Raw genomic sequence first — 14,803 nt, 5'->3', positions numbered from 1 at the left:
CGTCCCGGACCCGCCGCCCGGACACGGTCGGCACCGACGAGTACGGCTCCGACCGAGGAGGACACGAGCGATGACCGACGATGTGCTGCTGAGGCGTTCGCTGAACGCCATCCGAGTCCTCCGCGAGCAGATGCGGGAGCTGCGCTCGGCCGCCGAGGAACCGATCGCTCTGGTCGGTATGGGCTGCCGGTTCCCCGGCGGCGCCGACAGCCCCGAGCGGTTCTGGGAGCTGCTGCGCGACGGCAGGGACGCCATCACCGACGTACCGCCCGAGCGCTGGTCCGCCGACCGGTTCCACTCGCGGTTGCGCGACGAGCCCGGTACCGCCTACACCCGCAAGGGCGGCTTCCTCACCGAGGACGTACACGCCTTCGACGGGCCGTTCTTCGGCATCACGGACGCCGAGGCACGCGAGATGGACCCCCAGCAGCGTCTGCTCCTGGAGACGAGCTGGGAGGCACTGGAGAGCGGCGGCCTGCTCTCCAACGCCCTCAGCGGTGAGCGGATCGGCGTCTTCGTCGGCGTCTCCGGCTCCGAGAGCTCCCTGCTGAACCGCCCGCTCGACGACACCGGTCCCTACACCGCGACCGGTGTCGCACCGAGCATCACCGCCGGCCGCATCGCCTACGCCCTCGGGTTGCGGGGCCCCGCACTGGCCGTCGACACCGCCTGCTCCTCGTCCCTCGTGGCGATCCACCTCGCGGTCGAGAGCCTGCGCAGGGGCGAGTGCACGGCCGCCGTCGCGGGCGGTGCCAGCGCCATGATGTCGCCGGACGTCTTCGTCGCCCTCTGCCGTATGGAAGCACTGGCCGCCGACGGCCGCTGCAAGGTGTTCGACGCCGAGGCCGACGGCTACGTCCGCTCCGAGGGCGCCGGCATGGTCGCCCTGATGCGGGCCTCCGACGCCGCCGCGGTGCGCGCTCCCGTCCTCGCCCTGATCGCGGGCTCCGCCGTCAACCACGACGGGCACACAGCCGGTCTCACCGTCCCCAACGGACGCGCCCAGCGCGAACTCATCACCGCGGCCCTCGCCGCCGCCCACACCCGCCCCGACGAGGTCGACTACCTGGAGGCGCACGGCACGGGCACCCCGCTCGGCGACCCCATCGAGGTCCGCGCCGCCGCCGAGGTGTTCTGCGCCGACCGGGACCCCGCAACCCCCCTGCTCATCGGGGCGGTGAAATCCAACGTGGGCCATCTGGAGGCCGCCGCGGGAGTCGCCGGTCTCATCAAGACCGTACTCGCGCTCCAGCACGCGCAGGTGCCGGGCAATCTGCACCTGAACCAGCTCAATCCGCAACTGCGCGCGGACCGGCTGCCGGTGGACTTCTGCGACTCGGCCCGCCCCTGGCCCGCCTCCGCCGACCGCCCGCGCGTCGCGGGAGTCAGCGCCTTCGGATTCAACGGCACCAACGCACACCTGGTGGTACGGGAGGCCCCCGCCGCCCGCACGCCACAGACGGGCACCGGCGACCGTCCCGCGCACCTGCTCGCACTCTCCGCCCGCGACCCGCGCGGACTGCGGGACTCGGCGCTGCGGCTCGCCCACTGGCTCACCGAACACCCGGAAGCCTCCGTGGCCGACGTCTGCCACACCGTCAGCGCCCGCCGTCCCGCGTTCCCGTACCGGACCGCCCTCGTCGTACGCTCGGCCGACGGCCTCGCGGACCGTCTGCGCGCCCTCGCGGACGAACCGGCCCGCCCGCCCGAGCGGACGACCGGCCCCGTCGCCTTCCTGCTCAACGCCACCGGGGACCGCGCGTGGCGGTCGGCGGACCGCCTGTACGCCTCGCACCCCGCGTTCCGCGACCACTTCGACCGGTGCGACGCGCTGCTGCGGCCCGTCGTCGGTGAGCCGCTCGCCGCCGCGCTGGCCCAGGGCCCCTCCGGTTCACCGCTGTTCCGGGACGCCGTCGCCCTCGCGTACCAGATCGCGCTCGTGCGCGCGCTCGACGGCTGGCGGGTGTCGGCCGGCGCCGTCGCCGGCTCCGGACCGGGTGAACTCGCCGCCGCCTGTCTGGCGGGAGTCTTCGACGCCGGGACGGCGGGGCGACTGCTCGCCGCGCGGCACGAGGACGCGCCGGCGCCGGCGCTCACCGAGGCACGCGGTCCGCGACTGCGTCTGCTCCACGGCCCGCGCGCCGACGCGGTGACCGCCGAGCGCGCGGCCGACCCCCTGTTCTGGGCCCGCGAGAGCGAGGGCACGACGGCGCGCGCGCTGACGCAGGCGCTCGCCGGCCACGGGTACGGCACGCTGGTGTCCCTCGGCGACGCCGGCACCACTGACGAAGCCACGCATCACGGGAACGCGCTCGCCCACTGGGCGGTCCCCGGCGACGACGTTTGGGAGGAGCTGCTGACGGGCGCCGCCGGCAGATATCTGGCCGGAGCCGATGTGGACTGGTCCGATCTCGACCTCGGCCACGACCGGGCACGGCTCACCCTGCCCACCTACCCGTTCCAGCGGCGCTCCTACGGCCCCCTGGGCACGGCCGCCCCCGCCCCCGCACGCGACCCCGGAAGCGCGCGCCCGACCGGGGAACTCGGCCTGCGTACGGTGCCCTCACCCCTCGACCAGCACCAGTTCGACACCGTCGTCAGCCGTGCCCTGCTGCCCGAACTCGCCGATACGGCGGGCGTTCTCCACGTCGGCTACTACCAGGAGATGCTCGCCGCCGCGATCGCCACGAACGGCGCGCGCGACGGCTTCCAGGTGCGGGACGTCAACTTCCACCAGGCGCTGCGGCTGTCCGGCCGTCAGGAGCGCACCGTACAGCTCGTCGTGGAGCCCGCCGAAGACAAGGGCTGGGCGGACTTCGCCTTCTACAGCCGTCCCACGGCGGGCACCGAATGGGACCGCCATGTGCGCGGCAGCGTACGGCCGGGCCCCGCCGACCGGACCGAGGAGGAGTCGGCGCCCCTGACCGGGACGGAGCGGGAGCGGGTACTCGACCGCTGCACCGAGCGGATCGGCGGCGAGGAGTTCTACAAGCTGATGCGGGACCGGGGCGTGGCCCTCGGCCCCTCCGTCGAATGGGTCGAGGAGGCATGGGCGGGCAACGGCGAAGTGCTCGCCAGGCTGCGGCCCGCGGGCGAGGCCGCCGTGCCCGCCGGTCGGCCCGGCCGCGCACTGCCCGCCCACCCGGGAGTGCTGGACGCCTGCGTACAGCTCTACGCGCTGGCAGCCGGAGGGGCCCTCGCCGACGACGACCTGTTCATCACCGCCCGCCTGGGTGAGGCCGACGCCGTGAGCGCTCCGGTCACCGGGCCTCTCTGGTGCCATGTACGGCTGAGGTCGGCGGTGGGACAGCGGCTCGTCGGTGATCACATGCTGTGCGACGACCGGGGCCGGATCGTCGCCTCGGGCCGGGACACCGAGGTCCAGGTCATCAGCCCGCAGGAGAGCCTCAGCCTGCTGGCCGTGACCGACGGCGAGCAGAGCGGCGACCACCCCGGCGCGATCCTCGCCCGCTACCGGGCCGTCGCTCCCGCCGATCGCCCCCGGGTACTGATGGACTTCCTCGCCGAGACGGCCGCGGGTCTGCTGCGGCAGCCCGCCGACGAGATCCCGGCCGGCCGGCCGCTGGCCGAGCTGGGCCTGGAGTCGCTGGCGGCCATGGAACTGCGCAAGCGGATCCGCACCGGCACAGGTGCCGATCTGCCGGTCGAACTCCTCGTCGACGGACCGTCGTTGGACGAACTCGCCCGGCACATCGCCTCGGAGATCGACACGGACGACGAGCCGGACACCACCCGCTCCGCACCACGCGACTACGACCTGGACAGCGCCCGCTGGCTCGGTACCGCCGTACGGGAGACCTCACGGCTCAGGCTGTTCTGCCTGCCCTACGGTGGTCGCGGCGCGTCCCTGTACCGCGACTGGCCGCGCGAGCTCGACGGCGGCGTCGAGGTCTGCCCGGTCCAGCTGCCGGGCCGCGAGGAGCGCGCCGACGAACTGGGAATCGTCAACGTGGACGAGGCGGTCGAGAGCATCGCGCAAGTCCTCAAACCGTATCTGGACCGGCCCTTCGCCTTCTACGGCCACAGCATGGGCGGCCTCCTCGCCTACCGCCTGGCGCACCGTCTCGGCGCGGAGCACGGTTCACTGCTGCGCCACCTGTTCGTCGGCGCGTTCAGCGCGCCCACCGGCGCCGTCAATCCGCTGGACGACCGCATCCTCGCCGTGATGCGGTCCCTCGGGTTCCCCGGCATGCCCGCGCAGCAGGACCTGCTGCGGCTGCGGCGCGAGCGGCCGGGGGAGTACGAGCGGGCCCTGCGCCGGGAGTTCGACGACCGGGTGGCGGCCAAGCTGGACGCGTCGACCAGCGGCTGCGGCTACGGAGACCTGCGGATCGTGCAGAGCTACCGGCACGATCCGGTGGAAGCGCCGCTGGCGACCGGGGTGACCGCCTTCCACGGAGCCGGCGATCCGGTGGTGCCGGAGGCCGACATGCGAGCCTGGGAGGGCGTGACCAGCGGTCCCTTCGAGCTGCGGGTGGTACCGGGCGACCACTTCTTCCTGCACGGCGACCAGAGCGGCCCCCGGCTGCTGGAAGCCTTCTCCGAGACACTGCGCTGAAGGCGCGTCAACCCACCGACGAGGTAAGGAAAGAACAGTCATGGCAGGAGCTACCGAGGCGACCAGCCCGTGGATCATACGGTTCCACCCGGTCCCGGAACCCCGCGTCAGGCTGGTGTGCTTCCCGCACGCCGGGGGATCGGCGTCGTACTACTTCCCGGTCTCGCGCGTGCTGTCGTCCGCTGCCGAGGTGCTGGTCCTCCAGTACCCCGGCCGGCAGGACCGCCGCGACACCCCGTTCATCGGCACCATCACGGAACTCGCCGACGCCGTCACGGCCGAGCTGCGCGGCGGACCGGACATCCCGACCGCGCTCTTCGGGCACAGCATGGGCGCGACACTCGCCTTCGAGGTCGCGCGGCGGCTGGAGCGGCTCGGCGAGAAACCACTCGCGCTGTTCGCGTCCGGCCGGCGGGCCCCGGCGGAGGTGAAGGACGAGGGACTGTACAAGTCGACCGACGCCGAACTCATCGAGCATGTGGCCCAATTGAGCGGAACGGGCGTGGAGGTTCTGCGCGATCCGGACATCGTGCGCATGATCCTGCCCGTCATGCGCAGCGACTACCGGGCGGCCGAGACCTACCGCTACCAGCCGGGCGAGAAGCTGACCTGCCCCGTCTACGCGCTGACCGGCGACAACGACCCGCAGGTCAGCACGGTGGAGGCGGACGCCTGGACCCACTACACCGACGGACCGTTCGAGAAGAAGGTCTTCGAGGGCGGCCACTTCTTCTTCACCACGGGGCCCGAGAAGCCGCTGGCGTACGTCGCCGAGTGCCTCGCGGCGCTGACGTCCGGCACCGCCTGAGGGTGCTCCCACGGCACGACGGCGGTCCCGTCGGCGCGCACCGGCGCGGACGGGACCGCCGGGCTACGGCGTGTCGACGGAGATCACCTGGGCGGGGCAGTTGCCGATCGCGGCGCGCACCGCGTCGTACTGGTCATCGGCCGGATCGTCCCGCAGGACCACGACCACTCCGTCCCGCTCGTCCTGGTCGAAGACCTCCGGTGCGCTGAACACGCACATGCCGGAGGCCACGCACCGCTCGGCGTCCACCCTCACCCGCAGTGTCATCCGTCCTCCCCGGCGGGCAGGACGGCGTCCCACTCCACGGGGAGCGCGGCCGGGCCGACCACCGGCGTACCCGTCTTGAACGGGATGTCGGCGAGGTCCGCCGCCAGGCGCAGTGACGGGATCCGCCGTGTCAGGGTCTCCAGCACCACGCTCATCTCCAGCCGCGCGGTCTGCTGTCCGACGCACTGGTGCGGCCCGTACCCGAACCCCAGATGCCCCTCGGTCCGCCGGCCGACATCCAGCCGCTCCGGATCCTCGAAGACGGCGGGGTCACGGTCGGCGGTCTGCACGGCGCAGACGACGTAATCGCCCTTGGTCAGCGGCTGTCCACCGATCTCCGTGTCCTCGGTGACTTCACGGGTCAGGCCGGCGGCGCCCCCGAAGTAGCGGGCGAACTCCTCGACCGCGGCCGGCAGGAGCGACGGATCGGCCCGCAACCGCTCCCATTCCCGGGACGCCCCGGACTTCCCGGAGTCGACCAGCAGGGCCAGCAGGCCATGGGTCAGCGTCGTCGCCGTCGTGTCGAAGCCGCTGATCAGCAACCCGGCGCTCATCATGACCAGTTCGGTGTCGGTGAACGGCTCCGCCGACGCGGCGCTGCGTCCGATCATCCGGCTGATCGCGTCGTCGCCGGGGTTCTTCCGCCGGTCCTGGACCAGCCCGTGCACATACCGGAACAGCGGCTCCGTGCTCGCCCTGATGCCCTTCTCACTGGTCGCGGAGCCGAACATCGCCGCCGCCGCGTCGTGGAACAGCCCCCGGTCGGAGTACGGCACGCCGAGCAGGCCGCCGATGGTGGCCGTGGTGACCGGGACCGCGAAGTCGCCGTAGAACTCGGCCGACCCGCCGGCCGCCGCCATCGCGTCGATCCGTTCGTCGACGATCCGCCGTACCAGCGGGCGCAGTTCCAGCAGCCGCCTCGGCATCCCGATCTCGGGTCCGAGATGGTGCCGGAAGCGCTGGTACGCCGGCCCGTCCATCCGGGTGAACTCACCTTCGGCGACCGGGCGGTCGGGGTTCATATGGGCCAGGACGTGCGCCGCCTGCCCGGGGCGGCTGCTGAACCGCTCCGAGTCCCCCAGCACCTCACGGACGTCGGCGTACCGGGTGATCAGCCAGGCGGTGATGCCGGTCGGGCACTTGACCCGGATCACCGGGTCGGTCTCCCGCAGTCTCGTCATCTCGGGCGCCGGCCCGAAGGGGCACTCCTCCAGCCGGGGAGTGGGCAGCGCCGGGAGTTCTTCGGTCGGTCGTGACATGGAGACTCTCTTCTAGAAGCGGTCGCGCAGCTCGCGGCGGAGGATCTTTCCCGCGGCGTTGCGCGGCAGCGAGTCCACGAAGGTGTAGGCCGTGGGGATCTTGTAGGGGGCCAGCAATTCGCGCAGGAACAGCATCAGTTCACGGGCGGTGAGCCGCTCGCCCGCCCTCACCACGACACAGGCCCGTACGGCCTCGCCGCGCACCTGGTCGGGCGTGGCGACCACCGCGGCCTCGGCGACCGCCGGGTGCTTGCTGAGCGCGTTCTCCACCTCGGCCGGGTAGACGTTCTCGCCCGCGACGAGGATGACGTCCTTGATGCGGTCGTGGAGGTAGACGTAGCCGTCCTCGTCGACATGGCCGGCGTCGCCGGTGTACAACCACCCGTCGGCGAGGGCGAGTTCCGTCTCCTCGGGCCGCTGCCAGTAACCGGTCATGACGGCCGGGGTGTCGATGCGGATCTCCCCGACCCGGCCCGGCGGCAGCGGGTCCCCTGACCGGTCGACGGCCTGCACGGCCACCCCGGGGTAGGGGCGGCCGACCGCCTTGAGCCGCGAGTTTCCCGGCACATGGTCGGCCGGGGGCAGACAGACCGCGGAGGCACAGGTCTCGGTGAGACCGTAGATCTGCGCGAACTCACAGCCCATCACGTCCAGGCACTGTTCGAGCAGCGGTTCGGGGATCGGCGCGCCGCCGTAGACGACCTTCCGCAGACCAGTGAAGTGCTCGGGTCCCACCCCTGGTTCGGCCAGCAGGATCCGCAGCATGGAGGGCACCATCAGCGTGGTGGTGATCCCGTCTTCCGCGAGCAGAGCGAGAGTGCGTCGGGCGTCGAACCCCTGAGCCACGACATGCGTGGCACCTGCGCGGAAACCCTGCATGAACCACCAGGGACCACCGATGTGGTGACCGGGCAGCACCTGGAGGAGGCGGTCCTCCTCCCGCCAGTCGATCCAGTCGAGCCCGTGCCTGGCCAGCAGGTCGTTCACCGCCCAGAAGGTGTGCTGGCCGAGCACCACACCCTTGGGCCTGCCGGTGGTGCCGCTGGTGTACATCTGGGCCAGCGGTCGCCTGGCGCCGGCGGGGGCGCCGGGCGGGGTGTCCGGCCGGTCGGCCTTCCAGTGGAGGAATCCGCCGGGCCGCGCGCCGTCGTCGTCGAGCGCCAGCACCGTACGCAGGGACCCGAGCTCCAGGCTTTCGACCACCGGCAGTTTCTCCTCCTCGGTGACGAGGAGTTCGGTTCCCGAGTCGCGCAGCACATGCTCGATCTCACCGGGTGTCAGCCGGGGGTCCACCGGGACCAGGACGGTGCCACCGGCGGCGCACGCGAGCAGCAGGTCGTAGTAGTGCTCGGTGTCCTTGGCCAGATACCCCACCCGGCTGCCGGGGACGAGGCCCTCGGCCAGCAGCGCGTGCGCCGTACGGTTGCCGCGGAGGTACAGCTCCAGGAACGTCACCTCCCTGTCCCCGCACCGCACGGCGACCCGGTCGGGGCGCGTCTCGGCGTGGTGGGCCGCGGTGGCGGTGAGGGTGGGAAAGCGTCGCACGGCGGGACGCGCGGCGTGGGGAGCGTTCATCGCGTCTCCTCCGGTGTGGTCAGGCGCTGCTCGATGAACTCGGTGAGCAGTGCCACGGACGGGTGGTCGAAGACGCTCGACGTGGACAGGGGGACGCGGAACTGGAGCTCCAGCCGGTTCTTCAGTTCGACCGCGGCCAGGGAGTCCAGGCCCACCTCGAAGAATCGCGCGTCGGGCGGGACGTCGTCGGCGCCGTCGAAGTGCAGCAGGTCCGCGATGGCACCCCGCAGCACCTCGGAGACCGCCTCCAGCCGCTCACCGCGCGGCAGGGCCAGCAGGACCCGCGGATCGACCTGGACCGTCACGTCCGCGGTGCGGCGCCCGACCTGGAGGTAGAGGGCGTTCGGTTGCGGCCGGGTCGCGGAGTACCGGTCCCAGTCGACCTCGGCGATGACGATCTGGGCGGCGGGCCGGTCGAGGACACGGAACAGGGCGCGGATGCCGACGGTGGGCCCGAAGAACGAGAAGCCCTGGTCCTCCACATTCGCGATGTGCCGCTGTTCCATTCCGCTGGCCAGCCCGATGTCGCCCCAGGCGCCCCAGTTGACGCTCAGGGCGGGCAGCCCGGCGGTGCGGCGGCGGCACATCAGCGTGTCCAGGAAGCTGTTCCCGGCCGCGTAGTTCGCCTGTCCCCGCGAGCCCACGACCGAGGCCACGGACGAGTAGCCGACGAAGAACCGCAACGACGGGAAGTGCTCGGTGGCCCGGTGCAGCAGCCAACTGCCGTACACCTTGGACCGGAAGACGGTGTCGATGTTCTCCCATGTCTGGGCCGTGACCGGGGCGTCGGCGAGGACACCGGCCGCGTGGACGACACCGCCCAGAGGCTGGGGGAGAGCGCCGAGGACCGCCGTGATCCGGCGGACGTCGTCCGGGTCCCCGATGTCCCCGGTGAGGGTGGTGATCTCGGTGCCGGCCCCGAGGCGCTCCCGGAGCGCGTCCAGTGCCCCGGGCGCCGGGGCGCGGCGCCCCAGGAGCGCCAGATGGCGGGCTCCCAGATGGACGAGGCGCTCCGCGACGACGCCCCCGAGCGCGCCGAAGCCACCGGTGACCAGATACGTCTCGTCGGGCCGGATTCCGGTGTCGGCCGTCTTCTCCGGGGCGCGTTCGCCGAATCCGATGACGACCTTGCCGATGTTGGCGCCCCTGCTGAGCACGCTGAAGGCTTCCTCGACCTCGTCGAGGGTGTACGCGGTGGTGGGGATGGGCGTCAGCTCCCGGCTGTTCACCATCTCCATCACGCTACCGAGCACGTCACGGGCCAACTGCTGGGCCTGAGCGGGATCGTAGACGCCGAAATCGACCGTGTGGTAGGTCACGTCGGGCCGTTTGCGGCGCATCTCCTGCGCGGTCCACGCACTCATGGTGCCGAGTTCGACGAACCGGCCGCCCTCGGCCAGCGCCCGGACGCTCTCCTCGATGAACTCCTGGGCGAGGCTGTTGAGGACGATGTCGACCCCCGCCCCGCCGGTCGCCGCGAGGATCTCGTCGGCGATCTCCGGGGTGCGCGAATTCGCCAGACGGGTGACGCCCTGGGCGCGCAGCAGCGGCCATTTGTGCGGGCTGGCCGTGGCGAAGATCTCCGCTCCCGCCAGCTTGGCGAGCCGGACCGCGGCCTGGCCGACACCGCCGGCGGCGGCGTGGATCAGGACCCGGTCACCGGGTTTGATCCCGGCGAGGTGGTGCAGCCCGTGATACGCGGTGAGGAACGCGGTGGGCAGGGCCGCCGCCTCGGCGAACGACAGATGCGCCGGTTTACGGGCCGCCATCGCCGACGCGCACGTCACCGACTGCCTGAGACAGCCCGGATGGGCGAGGACGACCTCGTCACCCACGGAGAACTCCGCGTCCGGGCCGGCCGCGGTCACCACTCCGGCGCACTCCAGACCGAGCGGCAGTGCCGTGTCGTCCAGTCCGGCTGCCTTCGCGTGCTCCCGGTGCAGACCGAGCGCGTTGAGGACGTCCTTGAAGTTGAGACCCGCGGCGTGGACCCGTACCTGGATCTCGTCCCCCTCGGGGGCGGGCGCCTCCTGGAGTGGCACCGGGACGATGCCGTCGAGCCGGCCGTACTCCTTGACGACCAGTTCGACGTCCGTGCGCGGACCTCCCGTCTCCGCGTACACCCGTCGCACATGGCGCAGCCCGGAGCGGTAGGCGATCTGGTACTCGGCCGAATCGGGGGCCGACCACTCGGCCAGGAGCGGGCTCAGGTCGCGTCCGCCGCCGGGAAGGTCCACCAGCGTCACGCGGTACGCCGGGTACTCCGTCCACATGACCTGGCCGAAGCCCCACAGCGTCGCCGCGGCCGGGGGCGTACCGGTGTCCCACGCGCTGTCGCCGGGCACCCACTGACCGCCCTCGGTGATCAGCCAGAGACGCCGGCCGCCGCCGAAGCGCGCCGCGTCCAGGCCGTCCCGCAGCGCCAGCAGGTCGCGGTAGTTGCGTTCGCACTCGGCCCGCAGCCCCGCCGCGTCCTGATCCCCGCCGTCGGGTACGGAGCCGTTGCCGCGCCAGAACCAGCACACGTCGGTGGGCCGGTCCGCCAGCAGCGCCAGCGCCTGCTCCGCGTCGGCCGCGACCGCCAGCTCGGTGTTCTGCCCGGCCGCGGCCCCCGCGAGTTGGTCGAGGCTCTCCCGTCCGGCGCCGACGAGCAGCACGCGGCGCGGCTCGCGGTTCTCCGTGCGCAGGGACCGCTTCACCCAGCGGACCTCGGAGTACATCCGCTCCCGGTCGGGAGCCGCGTTCGTCACCCGGCGCAGGGCCAGGCCCTCCAGGACGAAGACGGTGCGGTCCCCGTCCAGTATCAGCAGATCCGCGCGGGGCAGGTCGTCCGGATCCGGGGCAGGGGTACGGCGCAGCACGCTGCGCAGTGCGGCGCCGCGCGGCTTGCGCAGCAGCCGGCAGCGGCGGAAGCCGACCGGCATGGCGACCGCGTCACCCTCGCGCGAGAGCGCGGCAAGGGTCTGGAACGCACAGTCCAGTACGGCGGGGGGCAGCAGCTCGGCGGGGGCGGCGGAGACGCCGCGCAACCGGCCCACCACGAGGTCGTCGCCGTGGAGCCCGACATGTTCCAGGCCCCGGAACCCCGGGCCGTAGTCGACGCCCAACTCGGCGAACTCCGCGTACAGATCGTCGGCCCGGTGCTCGGCCCGCGGTGTGCCCGCAGCGTCGGACGCGCCGCGGAGCCCATTCTCCGTCGCCGCCAGCGCGTCACCGTCCCCGGCGTGCCCGTCCGTGGCGATGGTGGCGGTGACATGGAGCCTCTCCAGCGCGGGCCGGTCCCCGTCCCCGTGCCCGGCCTCGGCCAGACTGACGATGTCGACCCCGGCCGTACCGCCCTTCCGCGGGTACAGCCGGGTGCGGATCTCGGTGGTCGCGCTCTCGTCGAGGAACAGTGCCTCGTGGATCGTCACGCCGGTCAGTGGCAGACCGCTCTCGCCGTGGACGGCGTCCTGGAGGGCCAGCAGGATCTCCAGATAGCCGGCCCCCGGGAAGACGATCTTGCCCATCACCTTGTGGTCGGCCAGGTACGCGGGCTGCCCGGCGCCCAGCCGGGCGGTGAACTCCCTTGTACCGGCGGCGCGTTGTTCGTCGGTGGTGATCTCCCGACCCAGCAGGGGGTGCGTGTCGCCGCCGGTGCGCCGCGGCGCGGCGGCGGCCTCGGGGAGCCAGTGCCGCCGGCGGTCGAACGCGTAGGTGGGCAGGGTGATCGTGCGGCGGGGCCGACCGTGGTGGGCCGTCCAGTCGACCGGCGCGCCGCTGACGTAGAGCTGCGCGAGGGACTGCCGCACGACGGTGCCGTCGGTGTCCTCGGGGTGCAGGCTGCTCAGCCAGAGGTGTTCGTCGGCGGGCAGGCACTGCTTGCCCATGCCGATCAGGTCGGTCGCCGGACCGATCTCGACGAAGGCGTGCCGCCCCCGGGCCGCGACGGCGCGCAGACCGTCGGCGAACATCACCGGTTCGAGGAGGTGGCGGGCCCAGAAGTCGGCGGAGGCGAGTTCGCCGGGCGCGGCGACCGCGCCCGTCAGATTGGACACCAGGGTGAACCGCGGCTCGTGGAAGGTGAGTCCGGCGACGACCTCGCGGAGCCGCTCGGCGGCCTCGGCCATCAGCGGGGAGTGCGAGGCGCAGGAGACCGCGAGCCGCTTCGTGCGGATACCGCGTGCCGCGAGGACCTCCACGACCCGGGCGAGGGACTCCTCGCCGCCGGATATCACCAGCTGGTTCGCGCCGTTGACGGCGGCGAGCGAGAGGTCGGGGCGTTCGGCCAGCAGCGGGGCGACCTCGTCGGTGGTGGCCTCGACGGCGGCCATGGCGCCCGGCGGTGACTCGTGCATCAGCTCACCACGCGCCGCCATCAGGGTGACGGCGTCCTCCAGGCCGAAGACTCCGGCCACGGTCGCGGCCACGATCTCGCCGATGCTGTGTCCCACCACGACGGACGGGGTGATGCCCCATGACATCCACAGCTCCGCGACCGCGTACTCCAGCGAGAACAGTGCCGGCTGCATGTAGCGGATCTCGTGGATGAGTTCGGCGTCCTCGACGTCACCGAGGATCATGTCCCGCAAGGATCTGCCCAGATGCGGGGCGAACAGCCGGTCGCAGGTGTCCAGACGGTCCCGGAACACCTCGAACCGCTCGTACAGCGGGCGTCCCATGCCCACGTACTGCGAACCGCCGCCGGAGAAGAGGAAGGCCACCTTCGCGGTGTCCGGGTTCCTTCCGGTCCTGGCGGCGCGGGTCCGGCTCCGGTCGAGCAGCCGGGCGACATCCTCCTGGTCACGCACCACTCCCGCGACGCGCAGCGGGAAGTGCGCCCGGCCGGCGCCGACACCGGCGCACAGCTCGCCGACGTCCAGCTCCGGCCGGTCGGCGAGCAGTTCCTGATAGCGCTGGATCTGGCCCCGGAGCGCCGGAGCGGTCTTCGCCGACAGCGCGAAGACATGCGGGCCGGGCGGCACCTCGCGTCCCCCGTCCGTCTCGGCGGGCGGCCCGGCCGGTGCCTCCTCCAGGACGACCGAGGCGATGGTCCCTGCGAAGCCGAAGGAGTTGACGACGCCGCGACGGGTCGCCGCCTTCCAGGGCCGCAGTGTCGTCGGCACGGTCACCGGGGCGGTGTCCCACGGGATCTGCCGGGAGGGGGTGGTGAAGTTCAGATGCGGGAAGATGGTGGCTTCCCGCAGTTGGAGCGCGGTCTTGACGAGCCCGCCGATGCCGGCGGCGGCCTCCATGTGCCCGAGATTGGTCTTGAGCGAGGCGACGGTCACGGGGGCGTCGGGGGAGTGCGACCGGCCGAACACGGAGCTGATGGCGCCCATTTCGATGGGGTCGCCCAGCGAGGTGCCCGTTCCGTGCGCCTCGACGTAGGAGATGTCGGACGGAGTCAGCGCGGCGCTGTCGATCGCCCTGCGCATGACGCTCTCCTGGGCGGCTCCGTTGGGCACCATGAGCGCGCTGCTCTCACCGTCCTGGCCGACGGCGGAGCCTCGGACCACGGCGTAGACACGGTCGCCGTCCCGCTGTGCGTCGGAGAGCCGTTTCAGGGCGATCATCGCCCCGCCCTCGCTGCGGCAGTAGCCGTCGGCGGAGTCGTCGAAGGTCTTGCAGATCCCGTCGGGCGCGAGCATCTTCGACTGGGAGGCGATGATGTGCCCGCGCGGGCTGTGGATGGTGTTGACGCCGCCGGCCAGCGCGATGCCGCACTCGCCCGAGCGCAGTGCCCGCGCCGCGAGGTGGACGGCGACCAGTGACGCGGAGCAGGCGGTGTCCACGGTGATGCTGGGACCGCGCCACCCGAGGAAGTAGGAGATGCGGCCGGACACGGCGCTGTGCGCCATGCCGGTGCCGATGTAGCCGTTGAGTTCCGCCACGGGCAGCGCCATCATCTCGGCGGCGTAGTCCATGTTGCTGACGGCGACGTAGACGGCGCCGTCCCCGTGGCGCAGCCCGGTGGGGTCGATACCCGCGTCCTCCAGGGCCTCCCAGGCGACCTCCAGCGCGAGCCGCTGCTGGGGATCGATGTAGTCGGCCTCCTTCGGCGAGATGTTGTAGAACTTCGCGTCGAAGTGGTCCGGCTTGTCGAGGAATCCGCCCTGCGCACACCGCATGGTGCCCTTGGCGTCGGGGTCGTCGGACGTCAGGCCCTCGGGGTCCCAGCGGTCGGTGGGGACCGGGCCCAGGCCGGACCGTCCGGCACGCAGGAACTCGGTGAGCCCGTCCGGCGTGTCGTTGGCGCCGGGCAGCCGCAGGCCGATACCGACAATGGCGACGGGCTCGTCGTACGTGGTGGGCAAGGCTCCTACTTCCGGTCGG

Annotated in this window: 6 protein-coding genes; 2 read left to right on the top strand and 4 right to left on the bottom strand. The window is 72.4% G+C overall.

Annotation, left to right across the window (positions count from 1 at the left end; all coding sequences use genetic code 11):
* Positions 1-70 precede the first annotated feature (70 nt).
* Complete coding sequence (locus ACFWHU_RS00065) at positions 71-4,579, top strand: beta-ketoacyl synthase N-terminal-like domain-containing protein (protein ID WP_387222670.1); 4,509 nt, start codon at positions 71-73, stop codon at positions 4,577-4,579.
* 40 nt (positions 4,580-4,619) lie between these two features.
* Complete coding sequence (locus ACFWHU_RS00060; protein WP_387222667.1) at positions 4,620-5,387, top strand: thioesterase II family protein; 768 nt, start codon at positions 4,620-4,622, stop codon at positions 5,385-5,387.
* A gap of 63 nt (positions 5,388-5,450) precedes the next feature.
* Here the strand turns inward: ACFWHU_RS00060 and ACFWHU_RS00055 are convergent, their stop codons facing one another.
* From ACFWHU_RS00055 to ACFWHU_RS00040, 4 genes are read right to left on the bottom strand one after another with little or no spacing between them, the layout of a single operon-like run.
* Complete coding sequence (locus ACFWHU_RS00055; protein ID WP_329037610.1) at positions 5,451-5,654, bottom strand: ferredoxin; 204 nt, start codon at positions 5,652-5,654, stop codon at positions 5,451-5,453.
* Entirely contained in the window at positions 5,651-6,913 is a 1,263-nt protein-coding gene (locus tag ACFWHU_RS00050; protein ID WP_387222664.1) for a cytochrome P450, read from the bottom strand. The genes ACFWHU_RS00055 and ACFWHU_RS00050 overlap by 4 nt, the downstream gene beginning before the upstream one ends.
* A gap of 12 nt (positions 6,914-6,925) precedes the next feature.
* The gene (locus ACFWHU_RS00045; RefSeq protein ID WP_387222661.1) at positions 6,926-8,488 is read right to left on the bottom strand and encodes a long-chain-fatty-acid--CoA ligase; all 1,563 of its coding nucleotides are present in this window, start codon (positions 8,486-8,488) and stop codon (positions 6,926-6,928) included.
* A complete protein-coding gene (locus ACFWHU_RS00040) occupies positions 8,485-14,784 on the bottom strand; it encodes an SDR family NAD(P)-dependent oxidoreductase (RefSeq protein WP_387222657.1) in 6,300 nt (2,099 codons plus the stop codon). Before ACFWHU_RS00040 ends, ACFWHU_RS00045 begins: the two co-directional genes overlap by 4 nt.
* Between the last annotated feature and the right edge of the window lie 19 nt (positions 14,785-14,803).

Source organism: Streptomyces sp. NPDC060366, from assembly GCF_042725135.1.
Taxonomy (GTDB): domain Bacteria; phylum Actinomycetota; class Actinomycetes; order Streptomycetales; family Streptomycetaceae; genus Streptomyces.
Note: the sequence above shows the minus strand (reverse complement) of the source record. Positions and strands in the feature narration are given on the sequence as shown.

Coding starts and splice junctions, on each gene's coding strand:
- ACFWHU_RS00065 (WP_387222670.1), top strand. CDS start 71: ATGACCGACGATGTGCTGCTGAGGCGTTCGCTGAACGCCATCCGAGTC.
- ACFWHU_RS00060 (WP_387222667.1), top strand. CDS start 4,620: ATGGCAGGAGCTACCGAGGCGACCAGCCCGTGGATCATACGGTTCCAC.
- ACFWHU_RS00055 (WP_329037610.1), bottom strand. CDS start 5,654: ATGACACTGCGGGTGAGGGTGGACGCCGAGCGGTGCGTGGCCTCCGGC.
- ACFWHU_RS00050 (WP_387222664.1), bottom strand. CDS start 6,913: ATGTCACGACCGACCGAAGAACTCCCGGCGCTGCCCACTCCCCGGCTG.
- ACFWHU_RS00045 (WP_387222661.1), bottom strand. CDS start 8,488: ATGAACGCTCCCCACGCCGCGCGTCCCGCCGTGCGACGCTTTCCCACC.